Genomic DNA, 22,641 nt, shown 5'->3' on the forward strand with positions numbered 1-22,641 from the left:
CATTAAATCTGCTCTTTTCCTTATATTTAGTTAAATTTGAGCTACAAAAATTTGTAGAATGAGCTTTTTTGAAGAAAAGAATCCTGAAATGGACAGGTATCTGGAAACCCATGCCTCCTCTGAACCTGAAATTCTGAAAAAACTAAGAAGAGAAACTTTTCAGAAAACGACACAGCCGCATATGATATCCGGATATCAGCAGGGAAGGCTTTTAACCATTATTTCCCAGATACTGAAGCCTGAAAATGTGCTTGAAATAGGTACATTCACAGGATATGCCACGCTTTGTCTTGCTACAGGTTTATCCAAAGAAGGAAAAATAACGACATTGGATATCAATGAGGACCTGGCTTATCTCCCGCAAAAATATTTTGAAGAAAGTGAGTATTCTAGTCAGATTCAGTTTAAACTTCAGGACGCCAAAGAATTTTTAAAGCAAACCGATGAGGTTTTCGATCTGGTGTTTATTGATGCAGATAAAGAAAATTATGCAGAATATTTCAGATTAATCAAGCCCAGGACCCAATCAGGTTCGGTAGTGATGTTTGATAATGTTTTATGGTATGGAAAAGTCCTGGAAGAAAACCCTAAACAAAAGTCAACACAGATTATTAAGGAATTAAATGATTTGATCGCAAAAGACAATGATTTTGAAAATCTTATTTTACCTTTGCGTGACGGAGTAAACTTCCTTCGCAGGAAGTAATTAAAATATTTAAAGATTAAAATAGTAAACGGCTTCAAACCTTTGTTTTTTAATCTTGAATGATTCAATCTTTTAATATAAAGTTAATGAATAAAGGAGTTTGTATTGTTACGGTAGCACCGGTACGCGCGGAAAATTCTGACAAGGCTGAAATTGTTACGGAAATACTATTTGGTGAAAGTGCAGATATTCTTGAAGTGAATAAAAACTGGACCAAAATAAAAATGCATTACGATGGCTATGAAGGATGGATGGATACCAAGCAGATAAAGCCGGTATCTGATGAAGAGCTGGCTAACAGAAAAGTAACGCTGATCACCGAAGATTTTTCTTCTGTTCTTACAAAAGACGGTAAAACCTTGCTTTCTATGGGTTCTGAAGTAGATTTTCCTGCTGTGGCATCCAGAAGAAGCCACGACCTGCGTGAAAGTATTGCCCTTACAGCAAAGGAATTCCTTAATGTACCTTATTTATGGGGTGGTAAAAGTTTTTTTGCGGTAGACTGCTCAGGTTTTACCCAACTGGTTTTCAAAATCCACAATGTAAAGCTGCCGAGAGATACTTATCAGCAGGCGGAAGTAGGAGAGCCTTTGACATTTGTGGAGGAAAGCCAGCCCGGAGATCTTGCTTTCTTTGAAAATGCTGAAGGAAAAATTATCCATGTCGGAATCATGCTCGACAATCAGAAAATTATTCATGCGTCAGGAAAGGTAAGAATCGATACCCTTGATTCCAGCGGTATTTTTAATAAGGAACTGAACCAGCATACCCACAAACTGAGAGTGATTAAAAATGTTCTTTAGTAGCACAAGAATATAATGACCAGAATATTATTAACTATAAGTGTTTTTCTGCTCATTTCGATCTGGGTTTTTGTCGGATGGAAATATGCTGGGTTACCCGAAATTATTCCAACTCATTTTGATATGAATGGGCATATGGACGGTCAGGATCATAAAAAAATAATCTGGTTTCTGCCTTCAATAGCTACATTTCTTTTTTTTATTCTTTTCGCTGTTACTAGAGATATTCATTCTCCGATGCTCAATATCCCGGATAATTTTCGAAATAAGGAGTCGGTAGAACTGTTTTCATACAGTATTTTGCTTTCTTTACTATTATTACTTGGGTATACGATTTTGAAAACGGTTTCGATGGCGGAAGGAAAAACAAATACGTTGGGTAATCTGTTTTTTGTTTTTCTGGGATTATTGTTTGCTGTGATAGGAACTAATATATTGATCATGTTTAAAAAAGGAAAGAATGGTTAAGACGAAAGACAATTCGGAGCATTATATCTGGGGAAATCTTTGTGACTGCTGGGTTTTAAGAGATACTCCAAAACTTTCGGTTAAACAGGAAAAAATGCTGCCGGATACTGCTGAAAAACTGCATTATCACGAAATTGCCGAGCAGTTTTTCCATATCCTGGACGGTGAAGCTGTATTTTACATTAATGGCGAAAGATTTTCAGTGAAAAGAGGAGAAAGTATTTCCATCTTACCCCAATCAAAACATTATATTTCTAATGAGTCGGTGGAAGACCTGGAATTTCTGGTGATTTCCAGTCCGTCTACGAATAACGACAGAATCGAAACCGAAAAATAATCAGATGTCTTTTTTCTATACCATATTTATCAATCTCCTCATCTTCGGAATGAAGATTTTTTCGTTGTTTAACGAGAAAACTAAAAAAGGAATTGAAGGAAGAAAACAGTCTCTATCTCTTGCGAAATACGGATTTTCCACTTCCGATAAAATCATCTGGATGCATGCGGCAAGCTTAGGAGAGTATGAACAGGGGCTCCCGGTTCTGGAAAAACTGAAAGAACAGTTTCCCGCCCATAAAATCCTGATCACTTTTTTCTCTCCGTCCGGATATGAAAATGTTGTTAAGAAGAAACATATGGCGGATGTAATCTGCTATCTGCCATTTGATAAGAAATCAATGGTAAAGGAATTTGTTTCACAGTTTAAAGCTGAACTATTTTTTACGGTGAAATATGACTATTGGTATAATCTCCTTGAAGAATTAAAAAATCAGGGAGCAAAAACGTATGTGATTTCGGCATTGTTTTATGAAAGACAGGCTTTCTTTACATCCTATGGTAAATGGTTTGTAAAACAGCTGCAAAAAAATATAGACTGGTTTTTTCATCAGACGGAACTGTCCTATGCTCTTGCTAAAAGTATAGGCCTGACAAAATCTTCAATAGCAGGGGATACCAGGTTTGACCGGGTAAAACAATTGAGGGAAAGACATAACCATGTTGAATTTATTAAAGAATTTATTGATGAAGAAAGGGCTGTTGTTTTTGGAAGCTCCTGGCATGCCGAAGAAAAAATAGCTCAGATGATTTCTGAAAAAAATAATGAAATTAAAATCATCATTGCTCCCCACGACTTGAAAAGAGTACAGCATTTAAAACAGATTTTCCCTGATGCTTTATTATACAGTGAATTGTCAGGAGCTCAACTTTTAACCAACAGCTCTAAAATCTTAATCATCGACAGTATTGGCTTGTTGTCAAAATTATACTCTTACGCAGATATTGCCGTTGTGGGTGGTGGCTTTCATGACGCCGGACTGCATAATATTCTTGAGGCAGCAACATTCGGAGTGCCGGTGATTTTTGGAAACCATTACAGAAAGAACCCGGAGGCGGATGATCTGATTCAGGCAAATGGTGGAAAATCCTTTAATGAGGTACATATAGCAGCAGACTTTGCTTTATTCCTTATTAATAATGAAGAAGTATTAAATGAGATGTCTGAAAATGCAGGAAAATTTATTAATGAAAAACCCAATTCAACAGAAATTATCCTGAAGAAAATCCTTTCATTTTAGAAATCCCTGACTCTTTATATCTTTTATAATTACATCTAAATCTTCAGGGATGTTTTCACATTTCAGCCAGTTCACATCAAAGCCGTTATTGATGCAAAGTTTTTGCAGATAATGGTTATCATTGATTTTATCCTCTAAATCTTTCAGAAGTTCATTAATTTCGATCCAATAATCTTCATCCAGTTTTTTTACCAGAACCAAAGCCCTCAGGACCTTATTGATCAGGTATATATAAAGCTTGTAGACTTCATCAAACCGTTGATGATTAAGTTTACTGCTGTCTAAGACTTTATTGACCAGAAGCAGATGAAGAGACACTTCCCCGAATTTATCGGTAGTAATTTTGACATGCTCTGTAATCTCTGCACTGATCTTCCGGATAAGGACTAAAAAATATTTCGAATTGCTGATGTATTTTGAAGCCAAATCAACTTTCTCATCAATTTGCTTCTCCATTTGAGCCCTTTTCTGATCTACGTTTTCAGGATCAATCAGTTCAAAATATAATTTTTTAGATAAAAGCTTGTCTTTTTTCAGTAATCTGAAGATCAGGCGGTCTTTTTCTACAGATGAAAAATTACTTAACGCAGCTTTGAATTCTTTTGAATACTCCATTAGTTGAAAATTTTAGAATATTTAATAAATCCGTTCATCGCCCAGTTGGCAGTATAATACAATGATTTTAATGTGGAGAATCCCATGAAATCTTTATATACCAGGTATTGATCTTTCACTATATTTTGTTTTTTTCTTGAGACACTGGTAGAGTGCATTCTGTATTTGGCCATCGTTTTTTGCAGAGGTTTACCAACAGGTATTTTCTTCAGTAAGTTAAGCCACATTACATGATCTTCACGTTTGCTGCCTTCGGGAAAATATTCGATCCCCACTCTTTGAGAATCATACATGGATGAGAGTAAAGAGAGGCGGCATGTTTTCAGTAAGTTTTCAAAGGTGACCTCCTTGTCTGCTTTAAAATCTTCAATCTGCGGAATCAGTTCTTCATTACATCTGGCATAATTTGAGTAGGCAATTTCAGCATTTTCCTTTTTCATAAATCCTATCATTTCATTCAGGAAGTTGGGCTCCCAAAAGTCATCAGCATCCAGAAAAGTAATAAATCTTCCTGCTGCTTTTTCCAGTGCAAGGTTTCTGGCATGCCCGGCGCCGCCATTTTTTTCAGCGATTGTCAGTCTTACTCTGGGATCATTGATCCTTTGAATAATTTCTACGGAATGATCGGTAGACTGATCATCCGTAATCAGCCATTCCCAGTCTGTAAAGGTTTGATTCATTACAGAAGCGATGGTTTCTTCCAGAAACTTTGAAGAATTATAACAGGGAGTAATAATGGAAACCTCCGGCATACCTATTTTTTTACAAATATAGGATTTTAGAATGGGGTATATTATTGCAGGAATTTTAAGAAAAAGAAAATTATATTTTCAAAAACTAAAAAAAATAGCAAAGTTTTTAAAAAAAATCATAATTTTAGGCCTTGAAAAATTTGATATATGAAGAAATTAGCATTACTATTTGCAGGTTTATCATTATTTGTAGCTACAGGATGTAATGATGATGATAACGATACACAGGAATTCCCGATTGTAGGATTATGGCAGCCTATAAAGGAGGTGGTCACTACAGTTCCGGTTAGCGGAAGTGGTGTTTCGGATGAGATTACATATAACGACTGTCAGAAACAATCCAGATGGAGATTTGATGAAGGATCTTCAGGAAAAAGAAATAATGTGGAAGAAAGCCCGAATCCCGGACAGTGTGATACGGTTTTTGAGCGTCCTTTCACTTATACCTATAATAAGAGTGACAAAAGAGTGGAGATCAAATACCAGGGAATTGCAACTCCGGATAAAGGAAAAGTAACAACGCTCAATGACACTACATTGAATCTTACCATCGAAGATACTACAGATCCTAACGAATATCATTCTGTAACTTATACTCTCAAGAGAATTCCACAATAATAAGCAACAGATACTATACCATATCAGATCTCATCTCCGGATGGGATTTTTTTATTTAAACCCTCAGGAGAATTAATTCAAAATTAAATTTCCATTTCTTTTAAAATCATTATTTTTGTGAATCTTGATTTGGAAATTTAAAAATCCAATATCAGGAATCTAACATCTAATATCAATAATAAAGTGTTTTACGATCATCAGCAGATAGAAAAAAAGTGGCAGAAATACTGGGAAGAAAATCAAACGTACAAAACTTCCGATGCACCAGATAAACCTAAATTTTATGTTCTCGATATGTTTCCGTACCCATCCGGGGCAGGACTCCATGTGGGGCACCCGCTGGGATATATTGCATCTGATATCTATGCGAGATATAAAAGGCATCAGGGATTTAATGTGCTTCACCCGGTAGGATATGACAGCTTTGGACTTCCTGCTGAGCAGTATGCAATCCAGACAGGGCAACATCCAGCGATCACTACGGAACAGAATATTAACCGATATGAAGAGCAGTTAAGAAAAATAGGTTTTTCATTTGACTGGAGCCGGGAAGTAAGGACTTCTGACGCTTCCTATTATAAATGGACCCAATGGATCTTTATTCAATTGTTCCACTCATGGTATAATAAAAATACCGACAAGGCAGAATCTATCGAAACTTTAATTCAGCATTTTAAAGAAAAAGGAACGGAAGATTTAAATGCCAATCAGAATGACGAATTAAGATTTACAGCAGAAGAATGGAACAATGCGTCTGATATTGATAAAGAAGATATCTTATTAAATTACAGATTATCCTACAGAGCGGAAACAACAGTCAACTGGTGTCCTGCCTTAGGAACCGTATTGGCCAATGATGAGGTGAAAGACGGTAAATCCGAAAGAGGCGGTTTTCCGGTTTTCCAAAAGAAAATGATGCAGTGGAGCATGAGAATTTCCGCCTATTCTGAAAGATTATTACAGGGGCTTGCTACATTAGACTGGCCGCAGCCTTTAAAAGATTCCCAGGAATACTGGATCGGAAAATCCCAGGGAGCACAGGTTAAGTTTATAATTGATGGTTTAAAGGCGAAAGAAGGAACTGACAATTTTGTAGAAGTATTTACAACAAGACCTGATACTATTTTTGGAGCGACATTTATGGTATTGGCTCCTGAAAACCCTTTAGTGGAAACAATTACTACTGCCGTTCAAAAAGCAGAAGTAGACCATTATATTGAAGAAACTTCCAAGAAAACGGAAAGAGACAGAATGGCTGACGTGAAAAACGTGAGTGGTGCTTTTACGGGAAGTTATGCAATCAATCCTTTCAGCAATGAAAAAATGCCAATCTATATTTCAGATTATGTACTGATGGGATACGGAACGGGAGCTGTAATGGCTGTTCCTGCGCATGATGAGCGTGACCACAGATTTGCAAAAAAATTCAATTTAGAAATTAAAAAAGTTGTTGAAACCGATGAAGACGTTCAGGAGAAATCCTTTGATTCCAAAACCAGCGTTTGTGTCAATTCTGATTTCTTAAACGGTTTAAATTATGATGAAGCAAAAGCATTAATCATTACTGCAATCGAGAAAAAAGGAATCGGCCACGGAACAACAAACTACAGACAGCGTGATGCGATCTTTTCAAGACAGCGTTACTGGGGTGAGCCTGTTCCTATATATTATAAGGATGGGATGCCTTACACCTTACCGGATTCTGCTTTGCCTCTGGAGCTTCCGGAAGTTGAAAAATATTTGCCTACTGAAGACGGTGATCCGCCATTAGGAAATGCAAAAGTTTTTGCCTGGGATGAAGCGAATCAGAAAGTTGTTTCTACAGATTTAATTGATGATAAAACAATATTTCCTTTAGAATTATCTACAATGCCGGGTTGGGCAGGAAGCTCATGGTATTTCTTAAGATATATGGATCCAAATGATGAGGAGGTTTTTGCTAAAAAAGAGTTGACTGATTATTGGGGGCAGGTAGATTTGTATATCGGAGGAAGTGAGCATGCAACCGGCCACTTATTATATTCCCGTTTCTGGAACATGTTCCTGAAAGACCGTGGATTTATTAATCATGATGAACCTTTCCAGAAGCTGATCAACCAGGGGATGATTTTGGGAATGAGTGCATTTGTATACAGGATTGACGGAACCAATCAATATGTTTCTAAAAATTTAGCAAATGATTACAAGACCCAGAAAATTCATGTTGATGTATCCTTATTAAAAGGAGCATCTGACGAATTGGATACTGAAGCCTTCATACAATGGAGACCGGATTATGCTGATGCCGAATTTATTTTAGAAGACGGAAAATACATCACAGAACGTGAAGTGGAAAAAATGTCGAAGTCTAAATATAATGTTGTAAACCCTGATGACATCTGTGAAGAATATGGTGCAGACGGTTTAAGATTGTATGAAATGTTCTTAGGCCCGTTAGAACAATCCAAGCCATGGAACACCCAGGGATTAAGCGGAGTATATGGTTTCCTTAAAAAATTCTGGAATCTGTATTTCAACGGTGATGTTTTTGAAGTTTCTGATGATGAGCCTACAAAAGCAGAATACAAAGTTTTGCATACCTTAATAAAGAAGGTGGTGTTTGATATTGAAAACTTCTCTTTCAATACCTCTGTATCTTCATTTATGATTGCAGTTAATGAGCTTCAGAAAATAAAATGTAACAAACGCAATATTTTAGAACCTCTTGCCGTTATTATCTCCCCATATGCCCCTCACATCTGTGAAGAGCTTTGGAGCCTGCTGGGGCACAACAGTTCAATAGAATTTGAAAAATTCCCTGTATTGAACGAGGATTACCTGGTAGAAGATGAAATTGAATATCCGGTAAGTGTAAATGGTAAAATGAAGTTTAAATTATCCCTATCTGCACAGTTTTCTGCCAAGGAAGTAGAAGATTTGGTGATTCAGGATCAAAAAGTGTTACAGGTTTTAGAGGGTAAAACACCCAAAAAAATCATTGTAGTGCATCACAGAATTGTGAATATTGTAATTTAAAAAAAAATTAACATTGGTAATTTAAAAAAAATGGAGGGTTAAAATTTTTAAATTTTTAACGTAAATGTTAAAATTGGAGAAAATAAATAAAATTTTTAAAAATAATTGTAATATCGAAATCGTATTAAAATTTCTTTATCAAAAAAAACCAAAATGTTTATTTAAGACTCTTGTATTTTAATTAATTTTGCCTTTAATTTACAACCTGTAAAATTTTAAAACAATATAATTTAGTTAAATATGGAAATGAATGTTTCAAAAAATGATGAGCAAGTAGTTGCTAGAAAAGCAGGAGGTTTAAACCCGGCTGTAATTATTCCTATTTTATTCGTTATAGGAGTTTGTATTTATTTATTCGTTCTTGGTAACCCAGGAAACTTTAAAGATGCAGATAAACTTGGTAGTGGGTCTGTAGCTTTCTCTAGTGTTGAAGGAAAAGACATTCACCCAGAGTCGTTTTTAGGAATTATCTACAAAGGAGGGGTTATCGTACCCATCTTGATTACTTTCATGATCACTGTAATCGTTTTCTCTTTTGAAAGATATTTCGTACTTGGCAAAGCTGCTGGTAAAGGAAACTTAGACAACTTCGTAGTTCAGGTAAGAAGCTTATTAAATCAAAACAAAATTGATGAAGCTTTAGAAGAGTGTGACAGACAGCAAGGTTCTGTAGGTAACGTAGTAAAAGAAGGTCTTACTACTTACAAAGCTCTATCTCACGATACTACTTTAAATAAAGAGCAAAAAATGGTAGCTCTTAACAAAGCTATCGAAGAAGCTACTACTCTTGAAATGCCAATGTTAGAGAAAAACATGATGATTCTTTCTACATTAGGTACCGTTGCAACGTTAGTAGCACTTTTAGGAACTGTAATCGGGATGATCAAAGCATTCTTCGCATTAGGTTCAGGTGGTGGTACTCCGGATGCTGCTGCACTTTCTACAGGTATCTCTGAAGCATTGATCAACACGGCTTTAGGTATTGGTACTTCAGCTATCGCTATTATCCTTTATAACTTCTTTACATCTAAAATTGATGGATTAACTTATAAGATCGATGAAATCGCTATGAGTATCCAGCAATCTTTCGCTGAATTCAACTAAGAATCTTTAGCAAGGTATTTGCATAAGCAATAAAAGAAGTTTAATTAAAAATAATTCAAAACAATGGCGAGAGTCAAACCAAAAAGACACGGAGTAATTACGGATATGACGGCAATGTGTGACGTTGCATTCCTACTACTTACGTTCTTTATCTTGACCACTCAGTTTAAAAAACCTGACGTGGAGCAGATCAAACCGCCATCTTCAATATCAGAGAAGTTACTTCCTGATGCAAGTTTGATGACTATCAACGCTACTCCGGACGGGAAATTCTATTTCCAGCCGGTAGAAAATGCATCAGAGAGATTACAGCTTTTAGAAAAAATGGGTCAGAAATATAATATTACTTTTGACAACAACGAAAAAGCTGCATTCCAGAAAGTACAAGCGATTGGAGTTCCTATGAGCCAATTGAAAAGCTATCTTGATTTGTCAGATGAGGAGCAGAAAAGTTTCAAGAGTCCTACTGGGATTCCTATGGATAGTACAAACAAGCAGTTAGTTGACTGGGTACAACAGAGTTTAAGCGTAAATCCTGATTACAAATTAGCAATCAAAGGAGACGTTACCACTGAGTATCCTAAAGTTAAAAACCTGTTTGAGGGTTTAAGAGATATTGATTTTCTTAAATTTTGGTTGATTACATCACAAGAAGGTAAACCTAATGAATAATATCATTTAGAAATGGCAGAAGTACAAGTACAGGAAAAAGGCGCCAAAGGCGGCAAGGTACGTTCCAAGAAACAGAGTACCAGAGTCGATATGACTCCGATGGTGGACTTGGGTTTTCTATTGATTACCTTCTTTATGTTCACAACCACATTTAGTAAACCGAACGTTATGGATTTGGGTCTTCCGGCTAAACCGAAAGATGATACGAAAAAACCACCTCCAACCGAGATTAAACTTTCTAACTCTATTTCTTTATTATTAGGAAAAGACAATAAGATATTCTGGCATCAACAAGATAACACATCTTTAACTGACCAGAATCTTAATGAAACTTCTTTCGATAGAGAAGGAATCAGAAAAGTAATTGAGCAGGCAAAAGCAAACGCGGCAGATAAAACCAAATTTACGGTAATTATCAAACCGACTGACGATGCTGTATATAAGAACTTTGTAGATATTCTTGATGAAATGGCTATTACCAAAAGTGAACAGTACGGGGTTACTGATCTTAAGCCTTGGGAAAAAGCTATTTATGATAAGAAAGTTGGTAACAATGGTGCAGCTCCTGCAGCTACAAAGTAATTAATCATAAAATTGCATTATTATGGCAGATGAAAATGTGTACGGTCAAAATCTTACTTTAGATGAGATCGTATTTGAAAATAGAAATAAGGAATATGGTGCTTATGATCTTAGACATCAGTATCCGAGACTTCTGACAAAATCTTTTATTGTTGGAACAGCATTATTCCTGATTGCGGCTTTGTCTCCTTTCATTTATCTTACTATCAAAAGACTTACTGCACCACCTAAACAAGAAGTGAAGGCTGATCTGGTAGAAATTCTTCAGGAAGATAAAATTATTGAGCAGCCAAAAGAAGAAGAACCACCTCCACCACCACCGCCAAAAGAGGAAGAGAAAATTGAAATTATTCAGAACGTGGTTCCGGAGCCTGTAAAAGCTCCGAAAATTGAAACGCCTCCGCCGCCAATTTCTAAGCAGTTAGAAACGACGACAGGTTTACAAAACCAGGAAGGTGTAAAAGCTCCAGCTTATACACCACCGCCACCACCGCCATCAACTGGTACAAGAACTTCAACTGCTGAAGTTAAGCCACAGGTTAACGAAAACCAGGTTTATACAGAAGTAGAGCAGACAGCTGAATTCCCCGGAGGTATTAATGCCTTCAGAAATAAAGTGTCTAGCAACTTTGACGGTTCTGCAATGAACGGAGATGAAGGTGCTGTAAAAGCTGAAGTTACTTTCGTAGTAGAGAGAGACGGTACTATTACAGACGTGAAGGCAAATGGTTCAAACTCTGACTTCAACGCTGAGGCAGTAAGAACAATTAAGTCTATTAGAAATAAATGGACTCCTGCAAAAATTAATGGACAATCTGTACGTTATCGATTCAGATTACCATTGACAATGAATTTTGAAGGGTAATTTATCTTTAAATAATGATTAAAAAAGAGAAGCATATGCTTCTCTTTTTATTTTTTTTGGTATTTTTGTTATATGATGTTCAATTGGTTATCTCTTATTACGGGACTATTCTATATCGCTTTAGGAATAGTAGTTATCGTTTACAAATTCTTTTTTACACTTCTGGAGCCTGCTATCGCATATACTTTGGGAGCGGTTCTTATTCTTTATGGTATATTCAGAATTTACAGAGCAGTATCAAAAATTAAAAATTCCGGAAATGAAGAATAGATTTAAAGCAATCGCATTAGTTGCTTTTAGTATTATTACGGTGATAAGCTGTAAAAAAGAAGACAAATCTCCGTCTTATCATAAAGGAGACCTTACAATTCTTACTGACGAATCTTTTAAAAGTGTTACAGAAGCACTTGCTGACGGATATATGATCAATTATCCTGAAACCCATATTAAAGTGGTTACAAAAAAAGAAGATTTAGGATTTCTGGATCTGTTAAATGACAAAGCCAGAATCGCTGTAATGTCGAGAGAATTAAGTCCTGAAGAAATCAAAACCTATGAAGAACAGGTAGATCTGAAAATTTTACCTGCTAAATTTGCTGCTGATGCGGTGGTATTTATCGTTCCTAAGAATTCTTCAAAAACCAGCATTTCAATGGAGGAGATTCAAAACGGATTAGCTTCCGATAATAAAGAATTTATTTTTGACGGTGCCAATTCCAGTAATCTAAACTTTGTGGCTCAGAAATTGAAAAAACAGCCCAAAGATTTAAAATTTTCAGTCATTCCGGGAAGTAAGAATATTATTGAAGAACTTGATAAATATCCCGATAAAATAGGAGTTATCGGCCTTAATACCTTTAGTCGTCCATATGATAAAGCTTCTGAACAATTAAGAGATAAAGTAAAAATATTATCTGTTGGATCAAAAGGGAAATTATACTCCGCTGATTTTGATGGTTTGCGTGAAATGAAATACCCTTTTACCAGGGTTTTGTACTTTTTGACTAATGAAGGTAATTTTAATATTGCCAATGGTTTTATAAGATATTCATGTACCCAATTGGGGCAGATGATCGTACAGAAAGAAGGTCTGCAACCCTATAACATATATAAAAGAGAAGTACAAATGCGTTAAAAAATATTAAATTAACGTTTTAGCCCAAATAATTACACTATTTTGGTCCAAAAATTGTGTAGAATATAAAACTGATTTAGAAAAATATAAAATGAAAGATATAATGAATATGAATGTAAAGAAGATTGCCTTTGGAGCAGCAGTGGTATTTTTTACCAATTTTGCGTTTGCGCAGACACTACAGGATGGTATCAACAGTATTGATAGTGATAAATTTGCTCAAGCTAAAAACAATTTCACTGATATGATTGCGAAAGCACCTACAGCTGAAAACTATTTTTATCTGGGAAATACTTTTTTAAGACAAGGAGAACCTGATTTTGCAACAGCAACAGAAAACTTTAATAAAGGTCTTGCTGCCGACAGCAAAAGTTACCTTAATAAATTAGGTCTTGCAACAGTAAAACTTGGAAAAGGTGATAAATCTGCAGTGGCTGAAATTCAGAAGATTGTAACGGATTCCAGGGAAAAAGATGCTGAAGTATTGTTCAGAGCGGCAGAAGCCTTGACATTATTTGAAAAAAACAACTCACCTGACCTTGCAATTCAATTCCTTAATAAAGCAATTGAAAGAGCTCAGAAAAAAGAAGTTCCGGCACATTACTATTATACATTGGGTGATGCTTACAGATTAAAGAGAATGCCTGGAGATGCGATGTCTGCTTACGATAAAGCATTGCCTTTAGCTAAAAACAAAGCATCTGTATATACAAGAATCGGTACTTTGTGGATGGCTGCACAGCAATGGAAGCAGGCTAAAGAAAGTATGGATAAAGCGGTTTCAGTAGATGCAACTTATGCTCCGGCTTATAAAGCATTAGCTGCTTACGATATCAAATATCAGGAAAATGCCAAAGCTACTCAGGATTTGATTAACTATACAAAATATGCTGATGAAGATCCGTATACTCAGTTGGAAATTTCAAAATTGTATTTCACTAATGACGATTATGCGAACTCAAAAGCAATTTTGGATAAGATCTTTGATAAAATTGATGATCCCATTAAATTTAAATTAAGAGCTTATCAGTTATATGCAGATGGTAAATATGCTGAAGCAAAACAAAGTATGGATACTTTTGTTTCTCAGGCTGATAAATCCAGAGTACAGCCTGCAGATCAGGGCTTACAAGGTTTGATCGCCGCTGGTTTAGCTAAAACGGAAACTGATGCAGCTAAAAAATCTGCATTGACGACTGAAGCACAACAAAAAGTGGCAATCGCTAAAGCTGCAAAAGACGAAACAATGAAGTGGGATATGGAACTGGCAAAAATTTCCGGTGGTGGAGCTTCTCAGGCAGATGCAGATTCAGGGCCTACAAACCCAACGATCGAGGCATTGAAAAAGCAGGTAGCAGCTAATGCTCAGGATTCTGATGCATTATTCAAACTGGCTACAGCTTATCAGGATGCTAAAAACTGGAATGGTGCTATCCTTACATGGCAAAAGATGATCGCATTACTTCCTGATTGGGCTCCTGCTTATTACAGCCAGGGGTATTCTTACCAACAGGCAGGGAATAACGATGCTGCAAAATTATCTTATGAGAAATTCATCAGTACGGTAAAACCGGCTGATATGGAGGCTAACAAGCAAACTTTAGCTTATGCTTACTTTGCGGTTGCTTATATGAATAAAGACTCTGATATTGCTAAAGCTAAAGACTATGTGGCAAAATCTTTACAGTTAGATCCGACTTATCAGGATGCTGTAAAATTGAATGCAGAGATCAACAAATAATTTAAAATTTAAATTAAAGATATTTAAACTTCCCATCCGTAATGTTTGGGAAGTTTTTATTTTAAGCCTTATCTTTGAAAATATGAAAACAGATATACTTGCTTTTGGAGCACATCCTGATGATGTAGAGTTGGGATGCGGCGGTACTATTGCCAAATTGGTTTCGGAAGGTAAAACATGTGTTATTGTAGATCTTACTAAAGGTGAAATGGGTACCAGAGGTACGGATGAAACAAGAAAAGAGGAAGCTACCGATTCTGCAAAGATTTTAGGAGTTTCTGCAAGAGAGAATTTGGGAATGAAGGATGGATTCCTTGTCAATTCTGAGGAATACCAGATGAAGATTGTAAAAATGATTCGCAAATACCGCCCGGAAATCGTTTTGGCCAATGCAATTGATGATAGACATCCGGACCACGCAAAAGGAGCGAAATTAGTATCTGATGCGTGCTTTTTAGCCGGACTGAGAAAAATTGAAACTGTGGAAGACGGGGAAAACCAGGAAGTATGGAGACCGAAACATATTTTCCATTATATACAATGGAAAAATATCCAGCCGGAATTTGTTATAGATATTTCTGAGCATCTTGATAAGAAATTAGAAGCATGTATGGCATTCAAAACCCAGTTTTATGATCCGAATTCGAACGAACCGGTGACTCCAATTGCAACGAAAGATTTCTTCGAGAGCCTTACTTACCGTGCTCAGGATTTAGGGCGTTTATCGGGAGTTGCTTACGCTGAGGGCTTTACAACAGAGAAGCTAATTGCGTTGAAAAATTTTGACGGAATTGTTTTGTAATTAAAAATTCTTTCCTATATTTGCAACCACAAAACGGTGATTGTAGCTCAGTTGGTTAGAGCGTCGGATTGTGGTTCCGAAGGTCGTGGGTTCGAGACCCATCATTCACCCTAAATTTAAGTCCCGCTAAGGTTTTAGCGGGATTTCTTTTTTACTAATCTTATTTTTCCGATTTCAACTATTTAAAATTCAATTACAGGTTATTTAAATAATCCTCTTTAAAAACCATCTAATTTTTTATTTAGTCCTCCTATTTTGGCGGTGAACTATATTTTTTCTTTTTGCTCCTGAAGACTTTATAATTATTAAAAATAAATATATTTTTATGTTGATTTTCAGTGTTTTATAGAGGCGGGTTCAGTAATGTGAAAAATTGACTGCAGGTTGTTTTTTCGTTGTCAAATATCATTCTGCATTTGATATTATTTTCTAGATTTGTAAAAACGAAGCCCCATGAAAAACTATCTTCTTAAAGAAAAACCATTTTATTCTCATTTTTACAAAATAAATAAGTTTGTTTATATAGTACTATTTATAAGTTGCTTCGGTTTTGCACAGAAAAAAGAAGCTTCTGAAATTCACTATACTCCAAATGGAATATTTGACCAGGTTTTTGACAATCAAGGCCGGGTATTTAAATTATCTGAAATTGAAGCGATAAGCCCCCATTCTACGAAAAGCGGAAAAAAAGTATTAAATATACAGTCTTTCTCATCAGGTATTTTTGAGCTTTATTTTGAAAATGGAAGTGGAATGGAAGTTGTCGGAAATGCGGTTCATGATCAGAGGAGAGCTATAATACTTCAGGCATTTCTGGATATTTCTGATTTTATCAATACTCCCTTAAAAAACACAGGAAACAATACTAAGGTAAAGTTTTGGATACGGAACCCATCGGCTTTAGGTTTATCCTCAAATACAGGTAGCTCTGCAAGTGCCTTTTATAGTTTTCCAACATTTTCAGCAGGAATTAGCAATCAAGGTATGGACTTTGGTGGAATTTTAGATAATGAAATCTGGAAGACGATACATACCGGAGTTGATTCGTATTCTAATACTGTTTTTCCCATTATTAACACAAATAATACCGGTAATTTCTATCACGGTTGGGCATGTTTCAATTTTGCAGGAACAGTGAACTGGAATTTAGACTATAACAAATATAATGCTGCCACTTCATACCCTTCTAATTATCTTGATTTTTATTCAACAATAATTCATGAAGTTACACATGCCTTAGGGTTTAATAGTTTAATGAGGTATAACGGAAACAGTTCTTTCTATAATAATCCGGGAAATTATTTCACAAGATATGATAAAAATTTAAAAACAAGTTCAGGTTTAGAATTAATTACAAACTCACCTGCAACTGGTGGTCAAATGTATGGCTTTAATTATAATCCAGTTATTTCGGGCCCTGTTTTATTTCCGGGCTGTAACGTATTTCCACCGGAATTTAATGGGAATAGTGGTTCTTTTAATTGTTCAAACTCTATAAAATATGTTGGGAATCTTACAGTATCTGTTTACACTCCTCCCTGTTTTGAAAATGGAGGAAGTTTAAGTCACTTTGAAGACGCTTGCTACAACGGAAATTCTAATGATCAGTATTTTATGATGAGCGACCGTGCCTCCGGCCTTTTTGCCAAAAGAACTTTAACAAATGAAGAAAGACAGGTATTATGTGACATTGGTTATAGTCTTCAAGGAACTTTTGGGAGCACGGGCAACTTTACCTACAAAAATTATGGTGTCGCAAGTTGCGCAGGAATATCAATCGGTGGAGTTAATGACGGATTTTTAAATGGAGTTTATGCTTATCAAGGTAATGCAGGTGCAAATATCAATGTCGATGGAATATTGAACAATGATTATACAAGCAGTTCATCACCCAGTTTGGGCTTTGAATTTGTTCAGGATTTATATGATCCGGATGCAATTATATCAGGAATTACTCCCACTTCATTTGTATTCAAATCTTATGTTCCGGGTGTACACTTATTGCGTTACGTTCCGTTTGACATCAGTACCGGACAACGTGGAAACATTACCTATATTTATGTAAATGTTTTTAATAATTGTACAAGTGTTGCTCAACCGAATTTGGTTAGAAATGGTGATTTTGAAGAGCATAATTATGCTCCTTCCTATACAAGCCAAATGTATAAATCATGTGGCTGGCAATGTACAAGTTATTTTCCGTCTCCTGATTATTTTAATTCAGATTCAACATATCCACATGTAAGTATTCCTTCAAATATTTTTGGCACTCAGGCGGATAAGATCAATGGAAATCATGCTTATGCCGGAATGTTTATATCTCCAAACAGACCTGCGCTATTACAAAATGTTTATAGTGAATCTTTAAAAACAGAGTTAACGAGCTCTTTGCAGCCAAACACTAAATATCAATTATCTTTTGATGTATCAATGGCTGATAATCATTTATCAAATGGCATAAAATTTCAAATATTTATTACTGATATCAACTTAGAGTTAACGACAGGAGGAATTATTCCAATTTCAAATATAACTTCTGATAAAGTTTTTTTGACAAATCCGACTTTTTCAGGATCTGCATCGGCAACTGAATGGGAAACAATTACTTTTACATTTACAACCGGCAGTAACCCTAATTTGAAATACCTCCATATTGGTGGGTTAAATAATGTACAATTTCAAAATAGTAATGGTCCTGATGTATATTACTATCTGGACAATGTTTCTCTAACTCCTGTTTCGTTACTTGGATTATCAACATCAGATTTTGAGAACAATGATTTTGAAGTTTTCCCAAATCCCGCTAATTCAATCATCAGTATTACAAATTCAAAATCAACTATAAAATCTATTGAACTTTATGATATGGCAGGAAGAATTTTAAAAGCTGAAAAAGTTAATAAAACAGATGTTCAACTTGATATATCGAATTATCAGATAGGAACTTATTCGGTCAAAATAATTACCGAAAAGGGGAGTATATCTAAAAAGGTTATTAAATACTAGTCAATTTTCTACAGTACAGTTTCCTTCCATAATTGTGGAATAAAAAGGTACACTGTTGAAAGTGTACCTTTTTTATAATAAGTGAATTTTTATAGTTTAAGACATAAAAAAAGCATCCGGGAAGATGCTTGTGTTTTTAGATATTCTTTTTTTATACTTCGTCGTCTGAATCTATTGTAAAAGATCTGCTTTTGAAGTCTTTGTCATGTTTTTCTGAAATTACATCCTCACCTTTTTCATTAATGATAAAATCTGTAGACTCATTAAACATTTCCTGGAAATTTTTAAAATCTTCCTTATAAAGGTAAATTTTATGCTTTTCAAATGTTGCCTCTCCGTTGTCTCCGAAATTCTTTTTACTTTCAGTAATTGTAAGATAATAATCCCCTGCTTTCGTCTCACGCACATCAAAGAAATAAGTTCTTCTTCCTGCTTTTAACACCTTCGTGAAAATTTCATTTTCATGGCGTTCCTTGTATTCACTCATTGTTAGATATTTTTTAATCTTGTTAAGAACAAATATAAAAGATTTCTTTTAATCACAAAATTTTTTTTATGATTTATTTAACAATTTTGAATGAAACGGCTATGCGGTTATTGAATTGGTAATTTCAGTAAGATTAATAATTTTATCTGCTTTTTGTGCGCTAGACTCTCTGTGTGTGATGATTATGGAGGTAGTGTTCCTGATTTTATTTTCAATATTTTCGAGGATATTTTGCTCCGTTTCGGTATCTAAAGCTGAAAGAGAATCATCAAAAATGATGATATTCGGGTCTTTAATTAAGGCTCTTGCGATACAAATTCTTTGCTTCTGACCTCCCGAAAGCATCACTCCGCGTTCCCCAACCATGGTTTTGTACTGATCTTTAAACTCAATAATGTTTTTATCAACATCGGCAATTTTTGCATATTCAACCACTTTTTCATGAGATGGGTTGTCAATGGCAAAACCGATATTGTTTTCAATAGAATCGGAGAATAAATAGCTTTCCTGGGGAATATATCCGATGAAATTTCTGTAATTATCGAGATTATGTTCTTTGAGATTTTTTCCGTCGATAAGGATTTCTCCCTCCGTAGGGTCTATCAGGCGGCAAAGAAGTAATGCAAGGGTAGACTTTCCGCTTCCGGTTTTTCCCATGATCGCCAGAGATTCTCCAGCGTTGATTTTAAAGCTTAAATTTTCCAACGCCTTAATTCCGGTGTTAGGATAGATATAAGAAACATTTCTGAACTCAATATCTCCTTTAATAGGATAGTTTTCGAAATTTTTATTAACGATCTCTGATTTTTTATCCAGGAATTCATTAATCCTCTGCATCGATGCTTCAGCTCTTTGGTTTACTGAAGTTACCCATCCTACCATTGAAAACGGAAAGATTAAAGTATTGATATACATGAAAAAATCAGCAATTTTACCAATACTCAGCTCACCGGCAATATATTTTTGACCACCAATAACAATGATGGCAACATTTAATAATCCGATTACGAATAAAATAATAGTAAAAAAATATGCTTCTGTTTTTGCTAAATCAAGGGCTTTATCTTGATAGTCAGTAACTTTAATGCCGTAGTTTTTTTTAATATAGTTTTCTCTGGCAAAAAACTTCACAACCCTGATTCCTGAAAAGCTGTCCTGCACAAAAGTCGAAATCCCGGACTGGCTTTTCTGCATAATTTTAGACTTTTTATTGATGATGGAACTCACCTTAAAAATAAGATAAGATAGAATAGGAAGCGGGAGCAATGTCCATAAAGTCATGGAAACGTCCGTTTTTATCATATAAATACTGGTGATAAGAAGGAGTACAATCAGGTTAACAACATACATTACCCCGGGTCCCAGATACATTCTTACCGCTACAATATCTTCGCTTAGTCTGTTCATTAAGTCTCCGATGGTAGTTTGCTTATAATCTGTAAGTGACAATTCCTGATAATGTCTGTAAATTTTATTTTTCAGCTCATATTCAATTCTTCTGGATGCTACAATGATCGTTTGTCTCATCATAAAGGTGAAGAATCCGGTTAATAATGAACAGCCTACAATAATGGCAACGTAAATTAATACCTGCCTGTTAAATCCTATATGCCCTCCTTTAGTAAGCTCATCTACTGATTTTCCTACAAATTGAACCTTATAAGTATTGAAAAAATTACTGGCTATGATGAATAACAATCCCCAAAACAACAATATTTTGTGCTTCCAGAAATAAGGGTTTAACGTTTTTAAAGCTTTCATAAAGTTTTACAAAATTACAAAAATACCCGCATACTACGAATTGCATAAATTTTAAATTTTGTATCTTTGCAGCCATAAAAAAGCTCTTTGAATGTTAGGAAGACGACAAATCCGTGAAAAAGTAGTAGAAAGTGTGTATTCATACTACCAAAATCCTTTAAAGTTTGATGTTTTAGAGAAAAACATGTTCTCTGGAATAGAAAAAATCTATTATCTCTACATCTATGAGCTCAATTTTCTGGTTGCTCTTAAAGAGCTTGCCGAAAATCAGATCGAGATCGGAAAGAATAAATATATTAAAACTGATGCAGATATAAATCCTAATCAAAAATTTATCAGCAATCAGGTTTTGATCAAGCTTGAAGAAAACCCTGAAAGATTATTTTTTACCGGCCAGCATAAGCAGCTGAAATGGGATTTGCATGATGACCTGCTGGTAAAAACCTTCCAAAGAATTACTGCAGGAAAACGATACCAGGATTTTATGAAAGAAGATGGATATTCTTTCGAAGAAGATCAGAAGTTCATCGGAAAACTGTTTTTGAGATATATTGCTGAAAATGAAGATTTTCATGAATATCTTGGTGACAAAGAACTGACCTGGTATGATGATATTCATATTGCCAATTCTATGGTTCAGAAAACGATTGGTTTTCTTAAAGAAAATGAAGAAAGCAGAACGCTGATCAAAATGATTAAAGATGAAGAGGATAAAACTTTTGCGGCTAAGCTTTTAAGAGACACACTGAACAACTGGGAGAATAATGAAAAGAAATTAGCTGAAAGACTGGAAAACTGGGATTTGGAAAGAGTTTCTTTAATGGATAAGGTTATTTTGGCAACAGCATTATCAGAACTTGATAATTTCCCTTTCACCCCTTCAAGAGTAATAATTAATGAATATATAGAAATCGCTAAAGTATTTGCTACAGACAGATCCAATATCTTCATTAATGGAATTTTAGATAAATATTGTAAAGATCAAAATAGAATTTAACATGAAAAAGACGTTATCAATTATCGCTTTGTCTATTATAGGCTTCGGTTTAGTTTCTTGTAAAAAAGAAAACAAAGAAGTTCAGGGAGCTGAAACTTCAACTACAGATTCTGCTGCTGTAACAACTCCAGCTGATTCTGCTGTAGCTCCGGTTTCCGCTGAAACACCTGCTGCGGCACCTGCTTCCAACCAGCCATCAACATCAATTGCTTTATCAGAAAGTAACTTTAATTTTGGAAACATTAAAAAAGGAGATAAAGTAGAGCATATTTACGAAATTACCAACACAGGTACCAACCCGCTTGTAATTTCAGAAGTGAAACCAGGATGTGGATGTACAGTTCCTGAATTCACTAAAGAGCCTATTTTACCAGGTAAAAAAGGAAAAATCACGTTGCATTTCGATTCTACAAATTTTGACGGAAATGTAAATAAATTTGCAGATGTATATGCTAACGTAGATAAAGCTCCGATTAAATTAACATTCACTGCGAATATTCAACCATAATAAAAACGAATATGTTAACAATCTTTTTACAGGCACAGCCTCAAGGCTCATCATCAATGATGCTGATCATGATGGGTGTGATGTTTGTAGGGTTTTATTTCTTAATGATAAGGCCTCAAATGAGAAAACAGAAACAGGAAAAAAACTTTCAGGAAACTCTTAAAGTAGGAACCAGAGTTGTGCTTACTTCAGGTTTACACGGAAGAATTGCTCAGGTTCAGGATGATGGTTTCATTATTGAAACATTATCTGGAAAATTAAAATTCGAGAAAGCTGCTGTTTCAAGAGAATTTACAGAAGCCCGTTTCGGAGATAAAGCAAAAACAGCTGAAAAGCCCGTTGAGAAAAAAGAAATCGAAACTGAGAAAAAATAATTTTTTTAGTTTTAAAATATTTCGTTTCGGCGGGGTGAGCTTTGCTCACCCCG

At 35.3% G+C, this 22,641-nt stretch carries 23 protein-coding genes and 1 tRNA gene; 20 read left to right on the plus strand and 4 right to left on the minus strand.

The window, feature by feature from the left end:
* Window positions 1–58: 58 nt before the first annotated feature.
* From PMI13_RS10225 to PMI13_RS10245, 5 genes are all read left to right on the plus strand, one after another.
* Window positions 59–706 (plus strand): O-methyltransferase, encoded by a 648-nt coding sequence (locus PMI13_RS10225; protein ID WP_007843348.1) that lies wholly within the window; start codon window positions 59–61, stop codon window positions 704–706.
* Between the two features lie 86 nt (window positions 707–792).
* On the plus strand, window positions 793–1,509 hold the full coding sequence (locus PMI13_RS10230; RefSeq protein WP_007843349.1) for a C40 family peptidase: 717 nt from the start codon (window positions 793–795) through the stop codon (window positions 1,507–1,509).
* 15 nt (window positions 1,510–1,524) lie between these two features.
* Window positions 1,525–1,977 carry a DUF1648 domain-containing protein gene (locus PMI13_RS20630; RefSeq protein ID WP_007843350.1) on the plus strand — a complete coding sequence of 151 codons (453 nt, stop codon included), beginning with the start codon at window positions 1,525–1,527 and terminating at the stop codon, window positions 1,975–1,977.
* Window positions 1,970–2,314 (plus strand): cupin domain-containing protein, encoded by a 345-nt coding sequence (locus tag PMI13_RS10240; protein WP_007843351.1) that lies wholly within the window; start codon window positions 1,970–1,972, stop codon window positions 2,312–2,314. The genes PMI13_RS20630 and PMI13_RS10240 overlap by 8 nt, the downstream gene beginning before the upstream one ends.
* Window positions 2,315–2,318: 4 nt before the next feature.
* On the plus strand, window positions 2,319–3,554 hold the full coding sequence (locus PMI13_RS10245) for a 3-deoxy-D-manno-octulosonic acid transferase (protein ID WP_007843352.1): 1,236 nt from the start codon (window positions 2,319–2,321) through the stop codon (window positions 3,552–3,554).
* On the opposite strand, the gene PMI13_RS10250 is transcribed toward PMI13_RS10245, so the two are convergent.
* The gene (locus PMI13_RS10250; protein ID WP_007843354.1) at window positions 3,546–4,169 is read right to left on the minus strand and encodes a hypothetical protein; all 624 of its coding nucleotides are present in this window, start codon (window positions 4,167–4,169) and stop codon (window positions 3,546–3,548) included. The genes PMI13_RS10245 and PMI13_RS10250 overlap by 9 nt on opposite strands.
* Window positions 4,169–4,921 (minus strand): glycosyltransferase family 2 protein, encoded by a 753-nt coding sequence (locus tag PMI13_RS10255; protein WP_007843356.1) that lies wholly within the window; start codon window positions 4,919–4,921, stop codon window positions 4,169–4,171. Before PMI13_RS10255 ends, PMI13_RS10250 begins: the two co-directional genes overlap by 1 nt.
* Window positions 4,922–5,068: 147 nt before the next feature.
* Between PMI13_RS10255 and PMI13_RS10260 the strand changes: the two genes are divergently transcribed.
* The 12 genes from PMI13_RS10260 (at window position 5,069) to PMI13_RS10315 (ending at window position 18,461) form a co-directional block, all read left to right on the plus strand.
* Window positions 5,069–5,539, plus strand: coding sequence for a lipocalin-like domain-containing protein (locus PMI13_RS10260; protein WP_007843358.1), 471 nt, complete (start codon window positions 5,069–5,071; stop codon window positions 5,537–5,539).
* Between the two features lie 183 nt (window positions 5,540–5,722).
* The gene (leuS, locus tag PMI13_RS10265; protein WP_007843360.1) at window positions 5,723–8,554 is read left to right on the plus strand and encodes a leucine--tRNA ligase; all 2,832 of its coding nucleotides are present in this window, start codon (window positions 5,723–5,725) and stop codon (window positions 8,552–8,554) included.
* 240 nt (window positions 8,555–8,794) lie between these two features.
* A complete protein-coding gene (locus PMI13_RS10270; protein ID WP_034669421.1) occupies window positions 8,795–9,658 on the plus strand; it encodes a MotA/TolQ/ExbB proton channel family protein in 864 nt (287 codons plus the stop codon).
* Between the two features lie 63 nt (window positions 9,659–9,721).
* Entirely contained in the window at window positions 9,722–10,330 is a 609-nt protein-coding gene (locus tag PMI13_RS10275; protein ID WP_007843362.1) for an ExbD/TolR family protein, read from the plus strand.
* Window positions 10,331–10,342: 12 nt separating this feature from the next.
* On the plus strand, window positions 10,343–10,912 hold the full coding sequence (locus tag PMI13_RS10280; protein WP_007843363.1) for an ExbD/TolR family protein: 570 nt from the start codon (window positions 10,343–10,345) through the stop codon (window positions 10,910–10,912).
* A gap of 22 nt (window positions 10,913–10,934) precedes the next feature.
* Window positions 10,935–11,777: an energy transducer TonB gene (locus PMI13_RS10285; protein WP_007843365.1), complete on the plus strand. Its 843-nt coding sequence runs from the start codon at window positions 10,935–10,937 to the stop codon at window positions 11,775–11,777.
* Window positions 11,778–11,849: 72 nt separating this feature from the next.
* Window positions 11,850–12,047, plus strand: a complete 198-nt coding sequence (locus tag PMI13_RS10290) for a DUF308 domain-containing protein (protein ID WP_007843367.1) — start codon at window positions 11,850–11,852, stop codon at window positions 12,045–12,047.
* The gene (locus PMI13_RS10295) at window positions 12,037–12,912 is read left to right on the plus strand and encodes a PstS family phosphate ABC transporter substrate-binding protein (protein ID WP_007843368.1); all 876 of its coding nucleotides are present in this window, start codon (window positions 12,037–12,039) and stop codon (window positions 12,910–12,912) included. Before PMI13_RS10290 ends, PMI13_RS10295 begins: the two co-directional genes overlap by 11 nt.
* Before the next feature lie 91 nt (window positions 12,913–13,003).
* Window positions 13,004–14,653, plus strand: coding sequence for a tetratricopeptide repeat protein (locus PMI13_RS10300; protein WP_007843370.1), 1,650 nt, complete (start codon window positions 13,004–13,006; stop codon window positions 14,651–14,653).
* 82 nt (window positions 14,654–14,735) lie between these two features.
* Window positions 14,736–15,455 (plus strand): bacillithiol biosynthesis deacetylase BshB1, encoded by a 720-nt coding sequence (gene bshB1, locus PMI13_RS10305; protein ID WP_034669435.1) that lies wholly within the window; start codon window positions 14,736–14,738, stop codon window positions 15,453–15,455.
* A 35-nt stretch (window positions 15,456–15,490) separates the two neighbouring features.
* Window positions 15,491–15,566, plus strand: a tRNA-His gene (locus PMI13_RS10310).
* Between the two features lie 342 nt (window positions 15,567–15,908).
* On the plus strand, window positions 15,909–18,461 hold the full coding sequence (locus tag PMI13_RS10315) for a T9SS type A sorting domain-containing protein (RefSeq protein ID WP_007843372.1): 2,553 nt from the start codon (window positions 15,909–15,911) through the stop codon (window positions 18,459–18,461).
* 151 nt (window positions 18,462–18,612) lie between these two features.
* On the opposite strand, the gene PMI13_RS10320 is transcribed toward PMI13_RS10315, so the two are convergent.
* Together PMI13_RS10320 and PMI13_RS10325 are read right to left on the minus strand one after the other, a co-directional pair.
* Window positions 18,613–18,948 (minus strand): DUF3276 family protein, encoded by a 336-nt coding sequence (locus PMI13_RS10320; RefSeq protein ID WP_007843373.1) that lies wholly within the window; start codon window positions 18,946–18,948, stop codon window positions 18,613–18,615.
* Between the two features lie 99 nt (window positions 18,949–19,047).
* Entirely contained in the window at window positions 19,048–20,709 is a 1,662-nt protein-coding gene (locus PMI13_RS10325) for an ABC transporter ATP-binding protein (protein WP_007843374.1), read from the minus strand.
* A gap of 91 nt (window positions 20,710–20,800) precedes the next feature.
* Here PMI13_RS10325 and PMI13_RS10330 point away from each other — a divergent pair, with 91 nt between their 5' ends.
* The 3 genes from PMI13_RS10330 to yajC are packed head-to-tail and all read left to right on the plus strand — an operon-like array spanning window position 20,801 to window position 22,588.
* Window positions 20,801–21,706 (plus strand): transcription antitermination protein NusB, encoded by a 906-nt coding sequence (locus PMI13_RS10330; RefSeq protein ID WP_007843375.1) that lies wholly within the window; start codon window positions 20,801–20,803, stop codon window positions 21,704–21,706.
* Between the two features lies 1 nt (window position 21,707).
* A complete protein-coding gene (locus PMI13_RS10335; RefSeq protein WP_007843376.1) occupies window positions 21,708–22,214 on the plus strand; it encodes a DUF1573 domain-containing protein in 507 nt (168 codons plus the stop codon).
* Between the two features lie 11 nt (window positions 22,215–22,225).
* The gene (gene yajC, locus PMI13_RS10340) at window positions 22,226–22,588 is read left to right on the plus strand and encodes a preprotein translocase subunit YajC (protein WP_007843377.1); all 363 of its coding nucleotides are present in this window, start codon (window positions 22,226–22,228) and stop codon (window positions 22,586–22,588) included.
* Window positions 22,589–22,641 lie beyond the last annotated feature (53 nt).

The organism is Chryseobacterium populi, from assembly GCF_000282115.1.
Taxonomy (GTDB): domain Bacteria; phylum Bacteroidota; class Bacteroidia; order Flavobacteriales; family Weeksellaceae; genus Chryseobacterium; species Chryseobacterium populi.